This is a genomic window from Stenotrophomonas sp. TWI1409 (genome assembly GCF_039673015.1).
In the GTDB taxonomy this organism is placed as follows: domain Bacteria; phylum Pseudomonadota; class Gammaproteobacteria; order Xanthomonadales; family Xanthomonadaceae; genus Stenotrophomonas; species Stenotrophomonas maltophilia_A.
Genome location: NZ_JBDJKU010000018.1, coordinates 32,238 through 55,083 on the forward strand (window position 1 = coordinate 32,238; position 22,846 = coordinate 55,083).

General features: G+C 66.5%; 21 protein-coding genes. 11 read left to right on the top strand and 10 right to left on the bottom strand.

All coding sequences use genetic code 11. The features are described from left to right. Positions 1–207 precede the first annotated feature (207 nt). Complete coding sequence (rne, locus tag ABE423_RS08060; RefSeq protein ID WP_346485679.1) at positions 208–3,492, bottom strand: ribonuclease E; 3,285 nt, start codon at positions 3,490–3,492, stop codon at positions 208–210. Between the two features lie 407 nt (positions 3,493–3,899). Between rne and ABE423_RS08065 the strand changes: the two genes are divergently transcribed. Next, complete coding sequence (locus ABE423_RS08065) at positions 3,900–4,874, top strand: RluA family pseudouridine synthase (RefSeq protein WP_049401092.1); 975 nt, start codon at positions 3,900–3,902, stop codon at positions 4,872–4,874. 542 nt (positions 4,875–5,416) lie between these two features. Here ABE423_RS08065 and zupT read toward each other — a convergent pair. The 3 genes from zupT to ABE423_RS08080 form a co-directional block, all read right to left on the bottom strand. After that, on the bottom strand, positions 5,417–6,226 hold the full coding sequence (gene zupT / locus ABE423_RS08070; RefSeq protein WP_049399991.1) for a zinc transporter ZupT: 810 nt from the start codon (positions 6,224–6,226) through the stop codon (positions 5,417–5,419). Positions 6,227–6,324: 98 nt separating this feature from the next. Beyond that, entirely contained in the window at positions 6,325–6,741 is a 417-nt protein-coding gene (locus ABE423_RS08075; protein ID WP_032129663.1) for an energy transducer TonB, read from the bottom strand. Further along, a complete protein-coding gene (locus ABE423_RS08080; RefSeq protein ID WP_100440645.1) occupies positions 6,738–7,088 on the bottom strand; it encodes a 4a-hydroxytetrahydrobiopterin dehydratase in 351 nt (116 codons plus the stop codon). Before ABE423_RS08080 ends, ABE423_RS08075 begins: the two co-directional genes overlap by 4 nt. 90 nt (positions 7,089–7,178) lie before the next feature. Between ABE423_RS08080 and ABE423_RS08085 the strand changes: the two genes are divergently transcribed. Beyond that, entirely contained in the window at positions 7,179–7,778 is a 600-nt protein-coding gene (locus ABE423_RS08085; protein ID WP_125895477.1) for an NfuA family Fe-S biogenesis protein, read from the top strand. A gap of 10 nt (positions 7,779–7,788) precedes the next feature. After that, positions 7,789–9,555 carry a hypothetical protein gene (locus ABE423_RS08090; protein ID WP_125895478.1) on the top strand — a complete coding sequence of 589 codons (1,767 nt, stop codon included), beginning with the start codon at positions 7,789–7,791 and terminating at the stop codon, positions 9,553–9,555. A gap of 660 nt (positions 9,556–10,215) precedes the next feature. Here the strand turns inward: ABE423_RS08090 and ABE423_RS08095 are convergent. Continuing rightward, on the bottom strand, positions 10,216–10,629 hold the full coding sequence (locus tag ABE423_RS08095) for a barstar family protein (RefSeq protein ID WP_032129660.1): 414 nt from the start codon (positions 10,627–10,629) through the stop codon (positions 10,216–10,218). Next, positions 10,626–11,087, bottom strand: coding sequence for a ribonuclease domain-containing protein (locus tag ABE423_RS08100; protein ID WP_125895479.1), 462 nt, complete (start codon positions 11,085–11,087; stop codon positions 10,626–10,628). Before ABE423_RS08100 ends, ABE423_RS08095 begins: the two co-directional genes overlap by 4 nt. A gap of 219 nt (positions 11,088–11,306) precedes the next feature. Here ABE423_RS08100 and ABE423_RS08105 point away from each other — a divergent pair, with 219 nt between their 5' ends. Next, positions 11,307–11,918: a superoxide dismutase gene (locus ABE423_RS08105; RefSeq protein WP_005410310.1), complete on the top strand. Its 612-nt coding sequence runs from the start codon at positions 11,307–11,309 to the stop codon at positions 11,916–11,918. A 170-nt stretch (positions 11,919–12,088) separates the two neighbouring features. Here the strand turns inward: ABE423_RS08105 and ABE423_RS08110 are convergent, their stop codons facing one another. After that, positions 12,089–12,925, bottom strand: coding sequence for an endonuclease/exonuclease/phosphatase family protein (locus tag ABE423_RS08110; RefSeq protein WP_125895480.1), 837 nt, complete (start codon positions 12,923–12,925; stop codon positions 12,089–12,091). Positions 12,926–13,088: 163 nt separating this feature from the next. Between ABE423_RS08110 and ABE423_RS08115 the strand changes: the two genes are divergently transcribed. Then, positions 13,089–14,654 carry an oligopeptide:H+ symporter gene (locus ABE423_RS08115; RefSeq protein WP_032129657.1) on the top strand — a complete coding sequence of 522 codons (1,566 nt, stop codon included), beginning with the start codon at positions 13,089–13,091 and terminating at the stop codon, positions 14,652–14,654. A gap of 7 nt (positions 14,655–14,661) precedes the next feature. Continuing rightward, on the top strand, positions 14,662–15,288 hold the full coding sequence (locus tag ABE423_RS08120) for a rhomboid family intramembrane serine protease (protein WP_010486760.1): 627 nt from the start codon (positions 14,662–14,664) through the stop codon (positions 15,286–15,288). Positions 15,289–15,331: 43 nt separating this feature from the next. Here ABE423_RS08120 and ABE423_RS08125 read toward each other — a convergent pair whose 3' ends face one another. After that, positions 15,332–15,493 (bottom strand): hypothetical protein, encoded by a 162-nt coding sequence (locus tag ABE423_RS08125; protein ID WP_165929939.1) that lies wholly within the window; start codon positions 15,491–15,493, stop codon positions 15,332–15,334. 209 nt (positions 15,494–15,702) lie between these two features. Between ABE423_RS08125 and ABE423_RS08130 the strand changes: the two genes are divergently transcribed. The 4 genes from ABE423_RS08130 (at position 15,703) to ABE423_RS08145 (ending at position 18,982) form a co-directional block, all read left to right on the top strand. After that, positions 15,703–16,005 (top strand): GNAT family N-acetyltransferase, encoded by a 303-nt coding sequence (locus tag ABE423_RS08130; RefSeq protein ID WP_006455911.1) that lies wholly within the window; start codon positions 15,703–15,705, stop codon positions 16,003–16,005. Between the two features lie 37 nt (positions 16,006–16,042). After that, positions 16,043–16,924, top strand: coding sequence for a DUF3298 domain-containing protein (locus ABE423_RS08135; protein ID WP_346485697.1), 882 nt, complete (start codon positions 16,043–16,045; stop codon positions 16,922–16,924). Between the two features lie 19 nt (positions 16,925–16,943). Then, complete coding sequence (gene cfa, locus ABE423_RS08140; RefSeq protein ID WP_125895481.1) at positions 16,944–18,059, top strand: cyclopropane fatty acyl phospholipid synthase; 1,116 nt, start codon at positions 16,944–16,946, stop codon at positions 18,057–18,059. 161 nt (positions 18,060–18,220) lie between these two features. Beyond that, positions 18,221–18,982 (top strand): hypothetical protein, encoded by a 762-nt coding sequence (locus ABE423_RS08145; protein ID WP_164081430.1) that lies wholly within the window; start codon positions 18,221–18,223, stop codon positions 18,980–18,982. 198 nt (positions 18,983–19,180) lie between these two features. Here the strand turns inward: ABE423_RS08145 and ABE423_RS08150 are convergent, their stop codons facing one another. Continuing rightward, positions 19,181–21,349, bottom strand: coding sequence for a M3 family metallopeptidase (locus tag ABE423_RS08150; protein WP_125895483.1), 2,169 nt, complete (start codon positions 21,347–21,349; stop codon positions 19,181–19,183). Between the two features lie 130 nt (positions 21,350–21,479). Between ABE423_RS08150 and ABE423_RS08155 the strand changes: the two genes are divergently transcribed. Continuing rightward, entirely contained in the window at positions 21,480–21,959 is a 480-nt protein-coding gene (locus ABE423_RS08155; protein ID WP_346485687.1) for a glutathione peroxidase, read from the top strand. Positions 21,960–22,036: 77 nt separating this feature from the next. Here ABE423_RS08155 and ABE423_RS08160 read toward each other — a convergent pair whose 3' ends face one another. Further along, on the bottom strand, positions 22,037–22,816 hold the full coding sequence (locus ABE423_RS08160) for a ferredoxin--NADP reductase (RefSeq protein WP_046984352.1): 780 nt from the start codon (positions 22,814–22,816) through the stop codon (positions 22,037–22,039). Between the last annotated feature and the right edge of the window lie 30 nt (positions 22,817–22,846).

Genomic DNA, 22,846 nt, shown 5'->3' on the forward strand with positions numbered 1-22,846 from the left:
GGTTGGCCTCCACCAAAGCAGTGACCGTGTGCGGGGTGTGCCCTGGTAGGTGCCAACCTCGGTTGGCGCGTGCGTGTCCACGTGCACTCAATCAACGGCGCCAACCAAGGTTGGCTTCTACCAAAGCGAAGCCAGCGCCAAACGCACACACAAAAACGGCGGGGATCATTGATCCCCGCCGTTTCGTTTCACGCGATCAAGGAGCGATCAGTTCGCCGGCGGCGTGCGCTTGGCGGCCTCTTCGTCTTCTTCATCGGTCTTGGCTTCTGCGGCCTGGGCCGCAGCGTCGGCATGGCCATCGGCGACCGGGTCGATCGACGGCGTCACCACCGCTTCGGCGACCGGGGCAGCGGCCTCGATCGGCGCGGCTTCCACCGCCACCGGAGCGACCGACTGTTCGGCGGCCACGACGGGCTCGACGACCGGCTTGGCTTCAACCACCGGCGTGGCCTCAACGGCCACCGGCTTGGCTTCAACCACCGGCGCGGCCTCAACGGCCACCGGCTTGGCTTCAACCACCGGTGCGGCCTCAACGGCCACCGGCTTGGCTTCAACCACCGGCGCAGCCTCGACCGCCGCCGGCTTCGCTTCGATCACCGGAGCGGCTTCAACCACCAGGGCGGCTTCAACCGCGACCGGCTTTGCTTCGGTCACCGGCGCGGCAGCGGCTACCGGCTGGGCCGGGGTCGCGGCGTCGATGGCATCGAGCATGCTGGTCTGCACCGGCGAGGACACCGCTTCGGTCTTCGCAGCAGCTTCGACCGGGGCCTGCACTTCAGCCACGACCGGGGCGGCGGCTTCGACCACAGCGCTGCTCACCACGGCAACCGGTGCGGCGGCAACAGCGGCGGCAGCACGGACCGGCTTTGCGGCGTCGGCAGCGGCCGGTTCGGCTTCGTCATCGAAGTCGAACTCCGGCTGCGAACGGGCCGGCTGCGCAGCAGCGACCGGCGCAGTGCCGGCAGTGCTGTCGACGCTCGGCTCGGCGCCGTCGGCGTCGTCACCGTCGTCACCATCGTCCTGGTCATCGCCCAGGGCGTCGCTGCCGGCGGCATTCTCGGCGCCACCGCGACGACGGCGACGGCCACCGCGACGGCCGCGACGACGGCGGGTCGCGCCTTCGCCGGTCTGCTCGCCATTGGCGTCGGTTGCAGCCTCTTCACCGGCAACCGCAACCACCTCGGCCTCGCTGGCGGTGTTGGCAGTCGTGTCGACCGGTGCTGCGGCTTCCGCCGGAGCGGCGGCCACCGGAGCAACCGGCGCGGTCGCTTCCTGCGCGGTCACCGCATTGGCAGCGACCGCCGTGGCGGCCACGGCTGCAGCCGCGGTCACGGCTTCGGCCGGTGCTTCTGCGGCGTTGCGCTGCGGCTTCTCGGCCGGCTTGTCACCGTCCTGCTGCGGGCGCGGCTGCTTCGGCTGCTTCAGCTTCGGCTGCTGCGGGTTCTGGCCCTGCTGCTCGTTGCGCGGCTTGTTCTGCTGCTGCGGCTGCTGCTGGCCATCCTTCTGCTGCGGCTCCTTCTGCTTGCCCTGCTGCGGCTGCTGCTGGGCATTGCCGTTGTTACCGTTGCGGCCGTCCTTGCTGCGTTGCTCACCGCGCTCCTTGCGGTTGCCGCCGTCCTTCTGCTGCTGCGCGTTGCCGTTGCCGCCGTTGCCACGGTTGTCGTCGCGACGGTCCTTGCGGTCCTTGTTGCGATCCTTGTTGCGGTCCTTGCGGCCGCCGTCCTGCTGCTGGCGGGCGACCGGAGCCGCCGGTGCCGGTGCCGGCGCCGGTTCGCCACCGAACACGCGCTTGAGCCAACCGATCACGCCGCCGCTCGGGGCCGCTGCAACCGGCGCTGCCACGACCGGGGCCGGTGCCGCTGCGGCCGGCTCCACTTCCTCGCGTACCGGGGCGGGGGAGGTGTGCTTGACCTGGGTCACCGCCGGCGGCGGGATGTTCAGCTGACCCTTGGTCAGCGCGTGCACCGGCAGCTTGCGCGGGGTGCCGCGCTGGTAGCTGGGCTTGTTGCTCTCTTCACCCAGCTCGTTCTCACGCAGGCGGGTGACGGTGTAGTGCGGGGTGTGCAGCTGCTCGTCGGCGACGATCACGATCGGCGCCTCGTGGCGCTGTTCGATCTCGCGCAGGGCGCTGCGCTTCTCGTTCAGCAGGTAATTGGCGATCTCCACCGGGGCCTGCACCAGCACCTGCCCGGTGTTCTCCTTCATCGCATGCTCTTCGGCGACGCGGATGATCGACAGCGACAGCGACTCGACGCTGCGCATGCGGCCGTGGCCGTCGCAACGCGGGCAGACGATCTGGCTCGATTCGCCCAGGCTCGGGCGCAGGCGCTGGCGGCTCATTTCCAGCAGGCCGAAGCGCGAGATGCGGCCGACCTGCACGCGCGCACGGTCGTACTTCAGCGCGTTGGCCAGGCGGTTCTCGACCTCACGCTGGTGCTTGTTGGAGGCCATGTCGATGAAATCGATCACCACCAGGCCGCCCAGGTCACGCAGGCGCAGCTGGCGGGCCACTTCCTCGGCCGCTTCCAGGTTGGTCTGGAAGGCGGTGTCCTCGATGTCGCTGCCCTTGGTGGCGCGCGAGGAGTTCACGTCGACGGCGGTCAGCGCTTCGGTCTGGTCGACCACGATCGAGCCGCCCGACGGCAGGCGCACGTTGCGCTCGTAGGCGCCTTCGATCTGCGATTCGATCTGGAAGCGGTTGAACAGCGGGATGTCGTCCTTGTAATGCTTGAGCTTGCGCAGGGTCTGCGGCATCACCTGCTGCATGAACTCGCGGGCGTGCTCGTACATCTCCTCGGTGTCCACCAGGATCTCGCCGATGTCGGCGCGCAGGTAGTCACGCAGGGCGCGCACGATCAGGCGCGATTCCTGGTAGATCAGGAACGGGGCCGGCTTGCTCAATGCGGCTTCGGCGATGGCGCGCCAGACGTTGAGCAGGTAATCCAGATCCCACTGCAGCTCTTCCGCATCGCGGCCGACGCCGGCGGTACGGATGATCACGCCCATGTCGTCGGGGATGTTCAGCTTGTCCAGGGCGTCCTTCAGGGCGGCCCGGTCTTCGCCCTCGATGCGACGGGAGACACCGCCGGCGCTGGGCGAGTTCGGCATCAGCACCATGTAGCGGCCGGCCAGCGAGATGAACGTGGTCAGGGCGGCGCCCTTGTTGCCACGCTCTTCCTTGTCGACCTGGACAACGATCTCCTGGCCTTCCTTCAGCAGTTCGCGGATGCCGGCCTTGTTGTGGTCGACACCGGCCTGGAAGTAATCGCGGGAGATTTCCTTCAGCGGCAGGAAGCCATGGCGGCCGCCACCGTATTCAACGAAGGCCGCTTCCAGCGAGGGCTCGATGCGGAAGATCCGGCCCTTGTAGATGTTGGACTTCTTCTGTTCCTTCGACGGCTGCTCGATGTCGATGTCATACAACGACTGGCCATCCACGATGGCAACACGCAGCTCTTCAGCCTGCGTGGCGTTGATCAGCATTCGCTTCATTGTTGCGTTCCTCGCAAGCGGCTACCGCGCGGAACGCCATGGGGTTTCGCCTCTGGACACGGTTCGCCGCCCATTCGCGCAAGCGCGGGGAGGGCGGCTTGGGTTTCCAGCGCTACGACACCACGGCAGGCCGCGGGAGCGCTTCACTCTTATGGGTTTTGGGGTGTTACAGGCCGCAGGCAGCTGTCAGCCAGGCTGGAGCGCCACGCGGGACATGTTCAGCACGGTTGCGTGTCAGGCATCCGGCGATGGCCGGGAAGGCCGGTGAGCCGCTAACATGGCCGCCCCGCGGGCGGTGGTCGCGCACTGTGCCGGATTCGTCGGAAGCTGGGCTTCTGGCCCTGAGTAACTTCCAACGAAATCAATCCCTTATCTCGCCCCCCGAGTGTAACAGAATAAACAGCCTGATGACTGCCCAAGACCCCACCAAACCCGCTGGCGACAAGCCTTCCGTGCGCATGATCACCGTTCCCGCCGACCGTGCCGGCCAGCGCCTGGACAACTTCCTGCTCGGCCAGCTGAAGGGTGCCCCGCGCAGCCTGGTCTACAAGCTGGTGCGCAGCGGCCAGGTACGGGTGAATGGTGGCCGCGCCAAGGCCGAACGCAAGCTCGAGGCGGGTGATGAGGTGCGTGTGCCGCCGGTCCGTCTCACCGAAGAGGGAGACAAGGCCGGTCCGCCGGAGGCGTTCATGCGCCGCCTGGAGCAGGCCATCGTCTTCGAGGATGCCCGCCTGCTGGCCCTGAACAAGCCCACTGGCGTGGCCAGCCATGGCGGCAGCGGCATCAGTTTCGGTGCCATCGAGACTCTGCGGGCCCTGCGCCCAGGCCAGACCCTCGAGCTGGTCCACCGGTTGGATCGAGACACCTCGGGCCTGCTGATCGTGGCCAAGAAGCGCTCCGCGCTGAGCGAACTGCAGGCGCTGCTGCGTGAAGATCACGGCGCCGGCATCCGCAAGCGCTACCTGACCCTGCTGGCCGGGCGCATGCCGGACGGCGTGATGACGGTCGATGCGCCGCTGCACGTGGGCCTGCGCCAGGGCGGCGAGCGCCATGTGCAGGTCAATGCGATCGGCAAGGAATCGATCAGCCACTTCCGTGTGCTGGAGCGTCGCGGTGGTCATTCCTACTGCGAAGTCCGCATCGAGACCGGCCGTACCCACCAGATCCGCGTGCATGCCCAGCATCTGGGGCATCCGGTGGCTGGAGACGACAAATACGGCGATCCTGCGGTCAACAAGCGGCTTCGTGAGCAGATCGGGCTGAAGCGTCTGTTCCTGCACGCGGCCTCGCTGGAGTTCGCGCTGGACGACGGCAAGAGCCCGTACGTGCTGAACGCGCCGCTGGCCGATGAGCTGGTCGAGGCGCTGGACCGGCTGCGCTGACGGCGGTTCGGCGGCGCCGGGTGCTTGGTCGGCGCCGTCGCTTCCCTGCGATGAGTGGGCTTGTCACTTTCTTTGCTCGTGCAAAGAAAGTAACCAAAGAAACACGCCGCCATCCGCGAGCCGGCGCTGCGCGCCGGTGCCCTGCGCTCCTCGGTCCGCCGAGGGGCGGCGCGGAACTCGCTGCGCTCAGACACCCGCGCCTCTTCACGCTCGCCGGACCTGCGGTGCTCGGCTAGGCGGACCAGACAGCCGCAGCGTAGACCCATACCCGCACGTAGCCTTTGTAGAGTCGAGCGACGCTCGACTCGCGCGCGCAGCGCGGGCTTCGCTTTCTTATTCTTTCATCGCGTGGCTGGCACGCACAGAAAAATGACGGGGCACGGGCGGGGGCGGCTTGCAGGGGTGTCCGCCGCATGGATGCGGCGGCCAAGCCTCCATGGATGGATTCACGGCGTCCCCTGCAAGCCGCCCCCGCCCGTGACCTCTCGATGCTGCGGGACGTACCAGCCACGAGGGGGCTCAGCCCGTTGGCCGCAAACCCCTCACCACTTGAACAGCACCAGGCTGATCGCCAGCGTGCCCATGCCCGCCACCAGCCCGTACACCGTTTCGTGGCCCTTGGCATAGCGCTTGGCCGCCGGCAGCAGCTCGTCCAGTGCCAGGAACACCATCACGCCGGCGATCAGCCCGAACACCCAGCCGAAGGTGGCGTGCGACAGCGACCCGGACAGCAGCCAGTAGCCCAGCGCCGCGCCTACCGGTTCGGCCAAGCCTGACAGCAGGCTGGCGCTGAATGCATACAGCTTGTTCTGGGTGGCGAAGTACACCGGCACTGCAATCGCAATGCCCTCGGGGATGTTGTGGATGGCGATGGCGAAGGCCAGTGGCATGCCCACCGACGGGCTTTCCAGCGTCGCGAAGAAGGTTGCCAACCCTTCCGGGAAGTTGTGCGCGGTGATCGCGATCGAGGTCAGCAGGGCGACGCGCTTCAGATACTCGCGGCTGTTCTCGCGGAACGCCGGGTCCTGCTTGTCCAGGCTGTCATGCGGGTTGGGGATGAAGTGGTCGATCAGCACGATCACGATCACGCCCAGCAGGAAGGCCAGAGTGCCGTAGGTGAAGCCGGTGCGCTCGCCATAGGCCAGTGCGAACGAGGCAATGGACTTGTTGAGGATCTCCGACAGCGACACATAGACCATCGCACCGCCGGCGAAGGCCAGGCCGAAGGCCAGCAGGCGCGGGTTGGGGCGGCGCGAGAACAGCACCAGCAGGCTGCCGATGGCGGTGGCCAGGCCGGCCGCGAGGGTGACCGCCAGTGCGATCCAGACATTTTCGGGGGGAATCTGCAGCATGTACCGACGCGGTCCTGGTCAACAGACAACCGCCCCGGATGAACGCGGGGCGGGGAGGGCGAGGCGGGCGTCGGCTGGCCTCGTCGGGGCGCGCGCGATCAGCCGCCGCGGCGCAGGCGTTCTTCGATGGCGAAGCACTGGTCCGGCTTCGGCTGCGGCGGGTTGAAGCTCACCGGCACCTGGATCGTGGCCGGCACCGGCTGGCCGTTGCGGGTGGCGGCATTGAACTGCCAGCCCTGCACGGCGGTCCTGGCCAGCTCGTCCAGCTGGGGGTTGCCGGCGCCGGTCAGCAGAGCCACTTCGCTCGGCTTGCCATCGGTGCCGATGGTCACCTTGAAGGTGCTGGTGCCGCCCACACCCATGCAGGCCAGCTCAAGCGGGTACTGCGGCGGCGGTGTCTTCACCGCAGCCACTTCGGTGGGCGGCGGCGGTGGTGGTGCCGCTGGTTCGGACGCGCCACAGCCGGCCAGGCCGGTCGCAGCGATCAGGGACAGGCTCAGCAAACGTACGTTCATGGCAGTTGCTCCGTCAGGGCCGAAGTCTTCGCCGCACAGATGAAGTCGTTCTCGCTCAGGCCGCCCACATCGTGGGTGGAGAAGCGCACGACCGCGCGGTCGTAGTGCACGCCCAGGTCCGGATGGTGGTCCTCGCGGTGGGCAATCCAGGCCAGCGCGTTCACGAAGGCCATGGTGGCGTAGTAATCCTTGAAGCGGAAAGTGCGCAACAGGGCCTGCCCGCCCTCGCTCAGCTCCCAGCCGGGAATCTGCGGCAGCAGTTCGGCCAGGCGGGCTTCGCCGAGCTTGTGGTCGCTGCCTTTGCGCGGCACGCAACGGGCCTGGGCCAGTGGAATCAGGTCGGCCATGGGAATCTCCACCTCGTGTTGACTGAACAATGCGCCGGACGGTGTATAAATCGAATGAGCGGCTGACGCTTACTTGGCTAGAATAGCCTGATGATCCAGATCTCCGACACTGCCCAGACCCATTTCCGCAAGTTGATCGAACGCGAGGGCGTGCCCGGCATGGGCGTGCGCCTGAGTGCCGTCGACCCTGGTACGCCGCGCGCCGATGCCAGGCTGGAATTCGCCGAACCGACCGACCTGCTCGGTGACGAGTGGGCGGTGGACTGCGATGGCTTCACCCTCTACGTCGATGCGAGCAGTGTCGGCTGGCTCGATGGCGCCGAGATCGACATCGTCGCCGGCACCGCCGGTACCCAGCAGTTGACCATCAAGGCGCCGCGCATCAAGGGTGAGGCCCCCGGCGATGCCGCTTCGCTGGTCGAGCGCGTGCACTGGGTGGTGGAAAACGAAGTCAATCCGCAGCTGGCCTCGCATGGTGGCAAGGTGGCCGTGCAGGAAGTCTCGTCCGACGGCGTGGTGCTGCTTCGCTTCGGTGGTGGCTGCCAGGGCTGTGGCATGGCCGACGTGACGCTCAAGCAGGGCATCGAGAAGACCCTGATGGGCCGTGTGCCGGGCGTGACCGCCGTGCGCGACGCGACCGACCATGACAGCGGCCACGCGCCGTATATCCCGCGCGGCAACGTCGCCTGACCGCTGACGCGTGCCTCTGACCCGGGCCGAGCAACTCATCGAACTGCTGCTGGCCCGCCAGCAGCCACGCGCCGTCCTCGAGAAGTCCACGCGCCTGCCCTATGGCTGGGCGCTGTGGCTGCGCTCGCTGGGCCCGCTGCCGCGGCCGTTCCACGCCCGCGAAGTGATTGCGGTATTGCTGCCGCGCCCGCTGCCTGGAGCGCCGGGCCAATCACCCCGGCTGTCGCCGTGGCAGGCGCTGCGCCGGTTGTTCTGGCAGGACTGGGATGCTGCGCCGCGCGATCAGCGCTGGATGCGCTGGACCTCGGCGTTGGCCAGCGCGCTGCTGCACCTGCTGTTCTTCATGCTGCTGCTGTGGGTTGCGGTGATCCGCACCACGGCACCGGAAGCAGGGGGCGCCGAAGGCGAGCGTGTGCAGGTGGAATTCGTCGGCCGCGCCTCCCAGGAGGGCGGAGGCGATCAGCCGGGTGCCGAGGCGGCTGCGGCTGCACCGGCCGGCCAGGTTGCCGCCGGCCAGGCAGCAGGGGCCGCGACTGCACCTGAGCCGCGACCTGCGGCCGCGTCGGCGCCTGCGCCTGCACCGGCTCCAGCACCGGCAGCCAGCGTGCCGTCGCCGCCGGCCGAAGCCGAGCCGGCCCCGCTTGCGGCCCCGCCACCGTCGCCGGTGCAGGCCACCGAAGTGGCGCAGGCCAGCACGGATTTCGTGGTGCCGCCGGTCAGCGTGCCGCGCACCGAGGTCAGCATCGTGCCGCGTGACACCACACCCACGGTGCGCGAGCGCAGCGTGCAGCCGGTGCAGGCGCCGCCAACCCCAACCGTGATGCGTGCGCCGCAGATCGCGGTGCGGACGCCGCAGCTGCGTGACATCCCGGTGCAGGAGCGCGAAGTCAGTACGGTCGATGCACCGGCGGTGTCGCAGCCACTGCGCACGGCCGATGTGCAGGTGCGCGTGCCGCAGCGGGACGTACAGGTGCGCGAGCGTGAAGTGCAGGCGGTGGTCGATCCGCAGGTGCGGATGGCGACCGTCGCCGGTCGTGAACCGGCAGTGCATGCGCCGGCGGGTCGTGACGTACAGGTGCGCGAGCGCGAAGTAGCCTCGGCACCGGCGGCAGCCCCTTCGTCTTCCAGTGGCAATGCACCCGCGGCAACGCCCGCGCCGGCAGCCAGTGGCAGCGCGACGCAGGCGAGCAGCAGCGCTGCGCGGCCTGCTGCATCCAGCACGACCCCGGCCCAGGCTGGAGCGCGCCCGGCCCCCAATCCGGGCAACTGGGCCACGCCCGCCAAGGGCGATGACTGGGGGGCATCGAGCCGCAACCAGGACGGCGCCGACAAGGGCGCCCGCCAGGCCAGTACCAGCGGCAAGGGCAGTGGCCTGTTCAATGCCGATGGCAGCGTCCGCGTGCCGGGCCAGGAAGGCGAGGGGCGTGCCGAGCGCGGTGCGCCAGGTGGCGCCAACGACGGCTGGAGCAAGGAACGCATCGCGCAATCGGGCACCTGGTTGAAGCGACCGCCGTACGACTACACGCCCACTTCGTTCGACAAGTACTGGGTGCCGCAGGAATCGCTGCTGGCCGAATGGGTGCGCAAGGGCGTCAAGGCGATGGAGATTCCATTGCCGGGTACCAGCACGAAGATCTCCTGCGTGATCTCGATCCTGCAGGCCGGTGGTGGCTGTGGCCTGACCAATCCGAACATGCAGGACCAGCCAGCGGTGGCACGACCGCCGCCGGACATCCCGTTCAAGAAAGAGCTGCAGGAAGATAACGGGAGCCGCTAACGGCTCCCGTTGTCCACGCATGTTTCCTTATCCCCGCGCCGTTGGCGCGCCCCCTTGAACAACAAGGGGACTTTTCGATGGACCCATCGCGGGATGTGACGGCCATGCTGGCGCGCTTTGGTAGGTGCCAACCTTGGTTGGCACAGAAGCGCCGACCAAGGTCGGCCTCTACCTGGGCGATGACCTCACGCGCTCTGCGACAGAAACATCCAGAACGGCAGGTCTCCGCCAACCCACTGGCCGGCTCGCGCTTTGGTAGGTGCCAACCTTGGTTGGCACAGACGCGCCGACCGAGGTCGGCATCTACCGGATGCACGTGCGCCGACCGAGGTCGGCATCTACCGGATGCACGTGCGCCGACCAAGGTCGGCCTCTACCTGGGTGGTGACCTCACGCGCTCTGCGACAGAAACATCCAGAACGGCACGTCTCCGCCAACCTGCTGGCCGGCTCGCGCTTTGGTAGGTGCCAACCTTGGTTGGCACAGAAGCGCCGACCAAGGTCGGCCTCTACCTGGGTGGTGACCTCACGCGCTCTGCGACAGAAACACCCAGAACGGCACGTCTCCGCCAACCTGCTGGCCGGCCCGCGCTTTGGTAGGTGCCAACCTTGGTTGGCACAGAAGCGCCGACCAAGGTCGGCATCTACCACGGCATTGCGCTTACGCGCTCTGCGACAGGAACACCCAGAACGGCACGTCGCGGCCAACCCAGTCGCGGCTGGCTTCGTCCATTACGTCCAGCAACGTGTCGAAATCCTTCTGCGTGGAGGCGCGCAACGTGTCCACGTCGGCCAGGAACAGCGCGTAGCCGTTGGCCGGAAGCCACTGCAGGTCGCGCAGGTTGTCCGACAGCGCATCCCAGTTGCCGCCGAAGCCGGCAGGGAAATCCAGTTGCGCGGCCAGCCGGGCCAGCAGGGTGCGCTTGTCGGCCACGCCTTCCAGGTCGATGCGGATCACCTTCAGCCCGGCATCGCGCATCGCAGCGGCCAGTGCGCCGATGTCGTCGCTGTCGATGGCGTAGACGCCGGCATTGTTGATGTCATGCAGGCCGAGGCCGAAATCATCGTGGCTCATTGCTGCGCTCCCTGGGCCGGTACGGTGAAGCTGCGGAACGATGTGTAGTGGTCGTCGGTGTAGTACCACGCCTCCGGCGGATCGCCACCGGTGACGATGCGGCGCGTGCCGCGGGTACGCGCACCGGGGGTGTCGACGGTGTATTCGCGGTAGTAGCCGCGCGGGCGCTGCGGCAGCTGCTGCTCGCGGTTGCCGAAGGTGCTGCCGTCCTGGCGGTGCGGGAACGGGCCGCCACGCTGGATCAGGGCGATGGTCTGCCGGGCTTCGGCGGGCAGGAATGCGGGCAGGCCGCTGTCGTTGTCGGTTGCGGGCGTGGCCGTGGCCGGCGCGCGCGCGGCAGGCGCACCCTGCAGGTCCGGCGCGAACTGCGGCGCCGGTGGGCGCTGCATGAAATGGTTGACGACCAGGCCGAGCAGCAGCAGGGCGATGGCGGTGATCAGCAGCCGGGGGTTGCGCATGAGCAGGGGCGGGCGAGGGTGGTGCGGGCACTGTAGCGCCTGTGCGCTGCACGGTGCATGAGGACGCCGTCGCGTCACTGCTGCGTAACAATTGCCGTCATGCTCACTGGCAGGACGCAATTTCCTTTACATCCCCCTTGGTAATCTGGTGGTCTGTCCCCATCATTCACCGCGCAACGCCCGACACCGTCGGGTGCCCTCGCAATCAGGAGATGCATCATGGCCTATACCCTGCCCAAGCTGTCCTACGCCTACGACGCGCTGGAACCGCATATCGATGCGGCGACGATGGAAATCCATCACACCAAGCATCACCAGACCTACATCAACAACGTCAACGCGGCGCTGGAAGGCACCGAGTACGCTGACCTGCCGGTCGAAGAACTGGTGAAGAAGCTCAAGTCGCTGCCGGAGAACCTGCAGGGTCCGGTGCGCAACAATGGTGGCGGCCATGCCAACCACTCGCTGTTCTGGACCGTGATGGCTCCGAATGCTGGCGGCAACCCGGTGGGCGACGTGGCCAAGGCCATCGACAAGGACCTGGGCGGCTTCGACAAGTTCAAGGACGCCTTCACCAAGGCGGCGCTGACCCGTTTCGGCAGCGGCTGGGCGTGGCTGAGCGTGACCCCGGACAAGAAGGTCGTGGTCGAGAGCACCGGCAACCAGGACAGCCCGCTGATGGAAGGCAACACCCCCATCCTCGGCCTGGACGTGTGGGAACACGCGTACTACCTGAAGTACCAGAACCGTCGTCCGGAATACATCGGCGCGTTCTTCAACGTCATCGACTGGAACGAAGTCGAGCGCCGTTACCAGGAAGCGATCGCCTGATCGCGGTAACGGGATGAACTGAGAAGGCCGGGGGAGACCCCGGCCTTTTCTGTTGCAGGAGTCATTCGGTAGTGCCGGCCGCTGGCCCGCCCGAGGGTGGGTACCCCGGGGGCCCCCCGCCGCCGGCACATCGTGTGGTACCCGAGGAGCCGGACAGCGGCCGGCACTACCTATTCCGCGCCCTGCAGCCGCAGGGTGGCCATCACGCCCAGGCGCAGGCCGGGCAGGTCGCCGTCGGCTGGCAGCAGGATCGGCTGCTGGCGGATGCCGCCGAAGTGCTTGACCTGGAACAGCACATCCAGGCCATGGCCACTGCTGCCACCGCCACTGGCCGCAGGCGCCTCGGCGCGGCCGCCGGGATTGCGCCGGGCCGGCTGGAAGCCGGGCGTACTGCGCACCAGTTCCACCGTGTTGGCGGAGAAATCGCCGGCGATCAGGCTGGGCATGCCCTCGGCGGTGGCGCCGATCCAGGTCATCAGGTCGCTGGTCTGATGCTGGCGGGCGGTGGCCTCGTCCGGGTCCGGGCGCAGCCGTGCCACATAGATGTTGACCAGTGCCTCGCCCAGCTTCAGCCGCATCATGCCGGCGGCGCTGAAGGTGCCGGGTGGGTGCAGCAGGGTCACGCCATCCTCGCTGACCGGCAGCCGGGTCAGCATCGCGTTGCCATGCCGCAACGGCTGGCTGGGCGGATCGGCGGTAACGAAGTCGCAGCTGTAGCGCAGCCGGCTGGCCAGCCAGCAGGCCGGATTGCGGCCCTGCTGCTGCAGCACCTGCTGCACCGAGATCACGTCCGGCTGCAGATCGGTCAGCAACTGTGCGACCTGCTCACGGCGCAACTTCCATTGCGCGTCATCGCGGCTGGGCAGTTCCAGCGCGGCCACGGTGAGTTGCCGGGGCTCGCTCTCGCTGGCGGCGGTGGCCGTTGCCTGCGGCCGCGCCTGTGCCTGCAACGCCATCAGCAGCACCAGGCAACTGAGCAGGAGACGGGCGGGGGCGAGGGGGCGCATAACGATAAGTTTACGCTTTTGTCGTGCAGGTGCCGTGACTTCCGGCACGGAGTGTCGCTGCCTGCCATGGATTGGCACCGTTGTCATGCAGCCCTGCAGCGTGCTTCGCAAGCCCTGCTTCCGGTAATCTTGCGCCTTTCGCTTTGCAGGATTGCCTTACAGGATGAGCCACGACGCAGTTGCCCCCATCGCCGGCCAGGGAAAGATGCCGCGCCAGATCCCGTACATCATCGGCAATGAGGCCTGCGAGCGGTTCAGTTTCTACGGGATGCGCAACATCCTGGTGCAGTTCCTGATCACCTCGCTGCTGCTGCAGGAAATCACTGCGGAAGGCCGTGCCGGTGAAGCCAAGGACATCATGCACAGCTTCATGATCGGCGTGTATTTCTTCCCGCTGCTCGGAGGCTGGCTGGCCGACAGGTTCTTCGGCAAGTACCACACCATTCTCTGGTTCAGCCTGGTCTACTGTGCCGGCCACCTGTGCCTGGCGCTGTTCGAGAACAGCCGCGAGGGCTTCTTCCTCGGCCTGGGCCTGATCGCGCTCGGTGCCGGTGGCATCAAGCCGCTGGTGGCCTCGTTCATGGGCGACCAGTTCGACCAGAGCAACAAGCACCTGGCCAAGATCGTCTTCGACGCCTTCTACTGGATCATCAACTTCGGCTCGCTGTTCGCCTCGCTGCTGATCCCGCTGGTGCTGAAGAACTGGGGCCCGCAGTGGGCGTTCGGCATCCCGGGCATCCTGATGTTCATCGCCACCTTCGTGTTCTGGCTGGGCCGCAAGCGCTACGTGCTGGTGCCGCTGCCGCCGAAGGATCCGCATTCGTTCGCCAACGTGGTGCGTACCGCACTGACCACGCGCGTGGCCGGCCAGGGCCGTCCGGGCCTGGTGATCGCCGTGCTCGGCCTGGTGCTGGCAGTGGCCTCGTTCGGCTTGGTTGGCTCGTTGGGCATTGTCATCTGCCTGTGCCTGGCGCTGGTATCGATCCTGGCCGGTATCGGCGGTGGCACTTGGCTGCAGCTCGATCGCGCCCGTGGTCAGCATCCGGCCGAAGCCGTCGAAGGCGTGCGCTCGGTGCTGCGGGTGCTGGTGATCTTCGCGCTGACCACGCCGTTTTTCTCGCTGTTCGACCAGAAGGCCTCGACCTGGGTCCTGCAGGGCCAGCAGATGCAGATGCCGAGCTGGTTCACCGCCTCGCAGATGCAGGCACTGAACCCGCTGCTGGTGATGATCCTGATTCCGTTCAACAACCTGGTGCTGTACCCGGCCCTGCGCCGCTTCGGCTTCGAGCCGACCGCGCTGCGCCGCATGACCGCCGGCATCGCCTTCAGCGGTCTGGCCTGGATCGTGGTCGGCGGCATCCAGGTGGTGATGGACGGGGGCAACGCCATGTCGATCTTCTGGCAGATGCTGCCGTATGCGCTGCTGACCTTCGGTGAGGTGCTGGTCTCGGCCACCGGCCTGGAGTTCGCCTACAGCCAGGCGCCGCAGGCGATGAAGGGCGTGGTGATGAGCTTCTGGAACCTGACCACCACCATCGGCAACCTGTGGGTGCTGCTGTCCAACGCGGCGGTGCGCAACGATGCGGTGACCCACAAGATCGCCAGTACGGGCCTGAGCGAGGCGGCGTTCCTGATGTTCTTCTTCGCCGGTTTCGCCTTCGTCGCGGCGTTGGCCTTCGGTTGGTATGCGAAACGCTATCGTATGGTCGACAACTACCGTAGCGCCTGAGCCTGACATGACCCCCGTCAATCTGCTGTTGATCGCCATCACCGCCATCCTTTCGTGGATGGCGTTCAACAACCGCAAGCTGGCCGACCGCCTGATCCTGTGGCCGCCGGCCATCGACCGTCACCGCCAGTACGACCGGCTGGTGACCTATGGCTTCATCCACGCCGACTGGTCGCACCTGATCTTCAACATGATCACCCTGTTCTTCTTCGGGGGATTCATCGAGAGCGTGATGGTGCAGCTGACCGGCAGCTACCTGACCTACCCGGCGTTCTACATCGGTGCGCTGCTGGTCTCGATCCTGCCCAGCTACCTGAAGAACCAGAAGAACCCGAACTACCTCAGCCTGGGTGCGTCCGGTGCGGTGTCGGCGGTGCTGTTCGCCTTCATCCTGATCAAGCCGTGGTCGATCATCCTGGTGTTCTTCATCCCGGCGCCGGCCATCGTCTACGCCGCGTTCTACGTCGGCTACAGCATCTGGATGGACAAGCGCGGCGGTGACCGCATCAACCACAGCGCGCACCTGGCAGGCGCGGCGTTCGGCGTGATCTTCATGCTGGCCATGCAGCCGAGCATCTTCACTCACTTCCTGCGCGAACTCTCCAACCCGACCTTCCGCCTCGGCGGCGGTTGATGACGGGAGCGGGGCGGATCGGCAGCGATCCGCCCCCGCTGTTTCAGAGCGTGGGCTGCTGACCGTAGGTATCCAGCAGGCGGGCGAACACTTCTTCGCCGATGCGCTGGAAATCCTGGTCCTGGGTCTGCCCCTCCACCGCCAGTTGCAGCAGGCCCTCCAGCAGGGCGCGGTCGGTATCTGAATGGGAATCGCTGGGGTGCATCGGAGCCTCCGCGGTGGTGCGCATGATCAACGGTCGCAAGGGCCGTGCCAGCCTGGCCGTACCCCTCCACAGGCGATAGCGGCCGCCAGCGCTCCAGCTTGAGGGTCGCAAACTGACGTGAATGGAACGGACTTGCCCCTGTTCAGGCTTCACGCGATCATGGCGCCCGGCTGCGCACCATCCACGCAGTCGCCGCAGGAGACAGTTCCATGGCTTCGGTCACGCCCCCCGGTCTGGCCTACGAGGTCGAACACGACCTGGCCAACCATCGCTTCACCGCCCGTGTGCGCGGACAGCTGGCGGTGCTGGACTACCAGATCAAACGCAGGCGCATGGTCATCACGCATACCGAGGTGCCCGAGCCGATTGCCGGCCGAGGCATCGCCGGTGAGCTGACCCGTGTGGCGCTGCGTTTTGCCCGTGAGCAGAAGTACAAGGTGGTGCCGGCGTGTTCCTACGCCGAGGCCTTCCTGCAGCGGCATGAGGAGTACCACGACCTGCTCGTTGGCTGAATGCCAGCGGGCCACGCTTCAGCCATGGCAGGCGATGATGTGCAAACATGAACAGGGGATCCCGATGAAGATTGGAAACAACCGGCCATTGCACGGCAGCGTGCTGGCCGGCGTGGTGGGCGTGCTGTTGCTGGCCGGTTGCCAGCGTGAAAGCGAGCCGGCACCGGCGACCGACGCGGCGCCCGCCGCCGAAGCCACCGCCGCAGGTGAAACGCCGGCCACGGAAGCGCCGCTGGACCTGCGCGACGTGATCGAGAACAACGAGCGCGAAGTGGTGGGTATCAGCTACCCGGCCGGCATCGACCGCTACCCGGGCCTGGCCCGCGCCCTGCAGAGCTATGCGACGAGTGCGCGCAGTGACCTGCAACAGGCGCTGGACGGGCTGGGCAATGACAAGCCGACCATGCCGTACGAGCTGTCGCTGAGCTTCGAGAAGCTGCTGGAAACCCCGCAGCTGGTGGTGGTCAGTGCCGATGGCAGCCGCTACACCGGTGGCGCCCATGGCGAACCGCTGGTGGCCCGATTCGTGTGGCTGCCGCAGCATCAGCAGATGCTCAGCGCCGAAAAGCTGGTGGCCGATGCCAAGGGCTGGAAGGCGATCAGCGATTTCGTCGCCGACCAGCTGCGTGAACGCGTGGCCACCCGCCTCAGCGGTGAGGACATGGATCCGGCCCAGCTGCAGGAATCGCTGCGCAACGCATCGCGAATGATTGCCGACGGCACCGGCCCGCAGGCCGACAATTTCAGCCAGTTCCAGCCGCTGACCGACGACAAGGGGCAGATCACCGCGCTGCGCTTTGTTTTCCCGCCGTACCAGGTGGGTCCATACTCGGACGGCACCCAGACCGCCGATGTACCGGCGGCGGTGCTGTTGCCGCACGTGGCCAAGGACTACGTGGAGCTGTTCGCACGCGGTTGACCGCAGTCGAGGAGGTGGCGTGGATACAGGGTTGCAGGAGCGGGTCGCCGGCCTGCTGCAGGAAGCCGGGGTCCGCATCGGCGGTACCCAGCCACAGGATATCCAGGTTCATGACCCGCGCTTCTTCGCGCGGGTCATGGCGCACGGCTCGCTTGGCCTCGGCGAGAGCTACATGGACGGTTGGTGGGATGCCAACGTCCTGGACGACTTCCTTGTCCACCTGATGCAGGCGCACCTGGACGAACGGGTGCACGGTTGGCGCGAAGTGGCCGATGCACTGAAGGCGCGCCTGTTCAACCTGCAGGTGGGACAGGGCAGCTACGAGGTGGGCCGCCGCCACTACGACCTCGGCAATGATCTCTACCAGGCCATGCTGGGCCAGCGCCTGGTCTATAGCTGTGGCTACTGGCGCAATGCCGGCGATCTCGACGCCGCGCAGGAAGCCAAGCTTGACCTGGTCTGCCGCAAGCTGGGCCTGCGCCCGGGGCAGCGTGTGCTGGACATCGGCTGTGGCTGGGGCGAAGCCCTGAAGTTCGCCGCCGAGCGCTACGGTGTCAGTGGCGTCGGCGTGACCATTTCGCAGGAGCAGGCCGAGTTCGCCCGCGAACTGTGCGCCGGCCTGCCGATCGAGATCCGCCTGCAGGACTACCGCGAACTGCACGAGCCGTTCGATGCGATCTTCTCGATCGGCATGTTCGAGCACGTCGGCGACAAGAACTACGCCAGCTTCTTCGAGGTGGCCAGGCGTTGCCTGTCACCGCGCGGCCTGCTGCTGCTGCACAGCATCGGCACCAACATCTCGCGGCATCGTACCGACCCGTGGATCGCGCGCTACATCTTTCCCAACTCGATGCTGCCATCGGCGGTGCAGATCACCAAGGCGTTCGAGGGCTGCTTCGTGCTGGAGGACTGGCACAACTTCGGCACCGATTACGACCTGACCCTGCAGGCCTGGCGGCGCAACGTGGAAGCGGCGTGGCCGCGGCTGGATGCGCGCTACGACGAGCACTTCCGGCGCATGTGGCGCTTCTACCTGGCCGGGTCGATGGCCACCTTCCGTTGCCGGCACGCGCAGCTGTGGCAGCTGGTGCTGTCGCCGGAAGGCGTGCCGGGTGGGTACGTGGCGCCACGTTGAGGCTGCACTTCTGCCCTGCGCGACCGATGGTGCGGATCGTGGAAGACGCGACATCGCTTGACGTCATGCGCGAGCGTTGTCGGCGCTGTGCCTGGCTGGGGTGACGTGGGCGCTAAACTTGTCGACCAGCGGCATCACCGCTTCACTGAAGGCATCGCAGCATGGGTTGGGACATCACCTATCATCCGATTGCGGAATCCGAGATCCGTGACATTTATTTCCGTGCGCTTGAGGATGGCGCGCTGGTCGCCGAGCTGCAGCAGCGGTTCCAGATCGAGCCGTTCTACATGGAGCAGCTGCAGGAGCGCATCGAGGAGGCTCGCTCGATCAGCGCAGAAGTGCCTTTCGAGAAGGGGCACGCTTTGTACCTGGCGATCGTGGCCGGCCACTTTCGGCGGTATCACTATCTCCGCGGGAGCGCCCTTTCGTTTTTCATCGACGATCCGGTGGTCGCCCGCTATTTCGCGGACTGGCGGCAACTGGTGCCGTTGCAGTGGGCGGATGCTGCCGCCGGCAACCATCTACGTGAAAACTATGGTGGTGGCGTGTTCATCACGCATGCCCGGCTGAAGCAGTTACGCGCTGATCATGCAGTGGACAGCGCACTGGCTGCGCGCCTGGAGGAGCTGTTCTCCGATGGACGCCTGGTCGTTTTCTGGCGTGTTGTCGATGACGCGATCGCCAGCGGATGCGGATTGCTGGAGGCCAGCGAGGTGGTCGAGCCGAACCCGATGGATCTCAATGCATCGACCAGCTTGAGCAATCTGCTGAACTGCGCGCCGGATGGCGCGATGCTGTATGCGGAGGCCGCGGCGGCACAGCTGGCGGAGTTCGTGGCAGCGCACCCGGATATCGCATCGACTGCCGCTGCCACGCCCGGTACGCCGAAAGGGCGGTGGTGGGAGCGACTGTTTCGGCGGTGACCGGAGAGCATCCACGCATGGCGTGGATCTACTGGTGGGTGCCGACCGTTGGTCGGCACGATCCATCCGCGCCACGAACTCCGGCATCATCGATCCACACATGACGCACTTCAGTAGATCCACGCCATGCGTGGATGCCCCAACAAAAAACCGCCCGGTCTCCCGGGCGGTTTTCGTTTCAGGCTACCGCGCGGGCGATCAGTTGCCGGCGCCGGTCAGGCCACGCTTTTCCAGCAGCGGTTCGATCTGCGGCTCGTGGCCGGCGAAATCGCGGAACAGCTGCATGGCATCCACGCTGCCGCCCTTGGACAGCAGGGTGGCGCGGAAGTGGTCGCCGTTCTTGCGGCTCAGGCCGCCGTTGTCCTTGAACCACTTCTGGGTGTTGGCGTCGAGCACTTCCGACCAGATGTAGGCGTAGTAGCCGGCCGAGTAGCCGCCCATGATGTGGCTGAAGTACGGGGTCTTGTAGCGCGGCGGAACCGGCGCGTAGTAGATGCCGTCCTTCTCCAGCGCGGCGCGCTCGAAGGCCATCACGTCCTTGGCGGCCGGCACCTGGTCGGCGCCGATCTGGTGCCAGCGCTGATCAAGCATGGCCGCGCCCAGGTACTCGGTGGTGGCGAAGCCCTGGTTGAACTTGGCCGCTGCCAGCACCTTGTCCAGCAGTGCCTGCGGCATCGCCGAACCATTCTGGTAGTGCTTGGCGTAGTTCTTCAGGATGACCGGGTTGTCCGACCACATTTCGTTGACCTGCGAGGGGAACTCGACGAAGTCACGCGGCACCGAGGTGCCCGAGAAGTACGGGTACTTCACGTTGGAGAACATGCCGTGCAGGGCGTGGCCGAACTCGTGGAAGGTGGTGTTCACCTCGTCCCAGGTCAGCAGGGTCGGCTGGCCGGCCGGCGGCTTCGGGATGTTCAGGTGGTTGGCGACCACCGGCTTGAAGCCGGTCAGCTTGGACTGCGAGACGTAGGAGTTCATCCACGCACCGCCGCGCTTGGAGGCGCGTGCATACGGGTCGAAGATGAAGATCGCCAGCTGGCTGCCGTCAGCGTCGAACACGTCGTAGACGGTGACGTCATCGTGGTAGACCGGCAGGTCGGTGCGCTGCTTGAAGGTCAGGCCGAATTCCTGGCCGGCGGCGTAGAACACGCCGTTCTCCAGCACGTTCTTCATCTCGAAGTACGGCTTCAGCTGCGACTCGTCGAAGTTGTACTTGGCCTGGCGCACCTTCTCGCTGTAGAAGGCCCAGTCCCACGGTTCCAGCTGGAAGGTCGGCTTGCGCGCGGCCTTCTGTTCCTTGTCGATCATCGCCTGCAGATCGGCGGCTTCGCGCTTGGCGTTGGCCACGGCGGCCGGAGCCAGCTTGCCGAGCATTGCGTTGACCGCTTCCGGGGTCTTGGCGGTCTGGTTGGTCAGGTTGTAGGCGGCGAAGTTCGGGAAGCCCATCAGCTTGGCCTTGTCGGCACGCAGCTGCATGATGCGCGAGACCAGCGCGGTGTTGTCGAACTCACCGCCGCGGCTGCCGCGGGTGGTCGAGGCTTCGTAGATCTTCTGGCGCAGGGCGCGGTTGGCCAGGTTGGTCAGCGGCGGCTGGCCGGTGGTGTTGAGCAGGGTGATCACGTACTTGCCTTCCAGGCCACGGGCCTTGGCGGCTTCGGCGGCGGCAGCGATCTGCTCCTTGGACAGGCCGTCCAGCTCCTTGACGTCGTCGACGGTGATCGCCGAAGCGTTCACTTCCGACTGCACGTTCTGGCTGAACTTGGTGCCCAGGTTGGCCAGCTCGGCGTTCATCTCCTTCAGCGTGGCCTTGTCAGCCTCGGACAGCTTGGCGCCGGCGCGCACGTAGTTGTCGTAGTACTTCTCGACCAGGCGCACGCCTTCGGCGTCCAGGCCCAGCTGGCTGCGGGTGTCGTACAGCGCCTGGATGCGGGCGAACAGCTTGCCGTTCAGCGCGATCGCATCGCTGTGCGCGGCGAACTTCGCCGAGTAGTCGGCCTGCAGCTTCTTGCGGGTGTCGTTGGTATCGGCGCCTACCAGGCTGAAGAACACGGTGGTCGCACGGTCGAGGATGTCACCGCTCTTTTCCAGGGCGATGATGGTGTTGTCGAAGGTCGGCTTGGCCTTGTTGTTGGCGATCGCCTCCACTTCCTTCAGCTGCTGCGCCATGCCGGCGTCGAAGGCCGGGGCGAAGTCGCTGTCCTTGATCTTGTCGAACTGCGGGAAATGCAGCGGCAGCGGGCTTTCGGCGAAGAACGGGTTGGCCTGCTGGGCATTGGTGCTGGCAGCCGGGGTGGCGGCGCCGGCCGAGAAGGCGGGCAGGGCAAGGCCGAGGGACATGGCCACGGCAAGGGCAAGGCGAGTGGTCAAGGTAGGAACTCCGGTAAGGCAAACAAGGGCCCGAGGGTAACCCGGCCGGCGGCGCCCGCACTTGTGTCAAAAGGCATGTTGCCGGGGCTGGGCGCGGGTACCATGCATTCACCGCCCACGGCCCGCTGCCATGACCACTGCCTACGATTTCAGCTTCCGCGACCTCGACGGCCAGCCGCAGGCCCTGGCCCGGTACCAGGGGCACCCGTTGCTGCTGGTCAATGTCGCCAGCCGCTGTGGCTTCACCCCGCAGTACACCGGGCTGGAACAGCTCTGGCAGGAGTATCGCGAGCGTGGCCTGGTGGTGATCGGGTTCCCATGCAACCAGTTCGGTGCACAGGAGCCCGGCGACGCCGCGCAGATCCGCCAGTTCTGTTCGCTGGACTACCCGGTCAGCTTCCCGCTGTCGGAGAAGATCGAGGTCAATGGCGAGGGGGCTGATCCGTTGTGGGCATGGCTGTCACGCGAGAAGCGCGGCCTGCTGGGTAGCGCCCGCATCAAGTGGAATTTCAGCAAGTTCCTGGTCGACCGCCAGGGGCAGGTGGTGTCGCGGCATGCGCCCACCACCAAGCCGGAGCAGCTGCGCGGCGAGATCGAAGCGCTGCTGTGAGATGAACCCGAAAAGGGGACGGAGGGGATTAAGTCGTTTGTGCACAAACGACTTAATCCCCTCCGTCCCCTTTTTGTTTATTTCTCGACGAACGCGCGCTCGAACACGTAGTGGCCCGGCTGGCCGATACGCGGCGAGACCTGGAAGCCACGGGCATCGAGCACGCTGCGCAGGTCGGCCAGCATCTGCGGGCTGCCGCAGATCATCGCGCGGTCATTCTCCGGGCTCAGCTCCGGCAGGCCGAGGGTGCGCTGCATCTCGCCGCTTTCCATCAGCTGGGTCAGGCGGCCCTGGTTGGCGAACGGCTCGCGGGTGACGGCCGGGTAGTACAGCAGCTTGTCGCCGATCATCTCGCCCAGGAACTCATGCTCACGCAGTTCCTTCTCGAAGTAGTCGCGGTAGGCGAGGTCCTTTTCGTAGCGCACGCCGTGGCAGAGGATCACCTTCTCGAAGCGCTCGTAGGTTTCCGGGTCCTTGATGACCGACAGCCACGGCGCCATGCCGGTGCCGGTGCCCAGCAGGTACAGGTTCTTGCCGGGGTGCAGATCGCTGATCAGCAGGGTGCCGGTGGGCTTCTTGCCGACCAGCACCTTGTCACCCGGCTTGATGTGCTGCAGGCGCGAGGTCAGCGGGCCGTCCTGCACCTTGATGCTGAAGAACTCCAGATGCTCTTCCCAGTTGGCGCTGGCGATGGAATACGCGCGCAGCAGCGGCCGCGCCTCGGTTTCCAGGCCGATCATCACGAACTGGCCGTTCTCGAAGCGGAAACCGCTGTCGCGGGTGAGGGTGAAGCTGAAGTAGGCATCGGTCCAATGACGGACCTCAAGCACCGTTTCGGCGCCAAAAGCGGAGGACATGGGCGTATCTATCGGAAGTCGTCGGGGTGA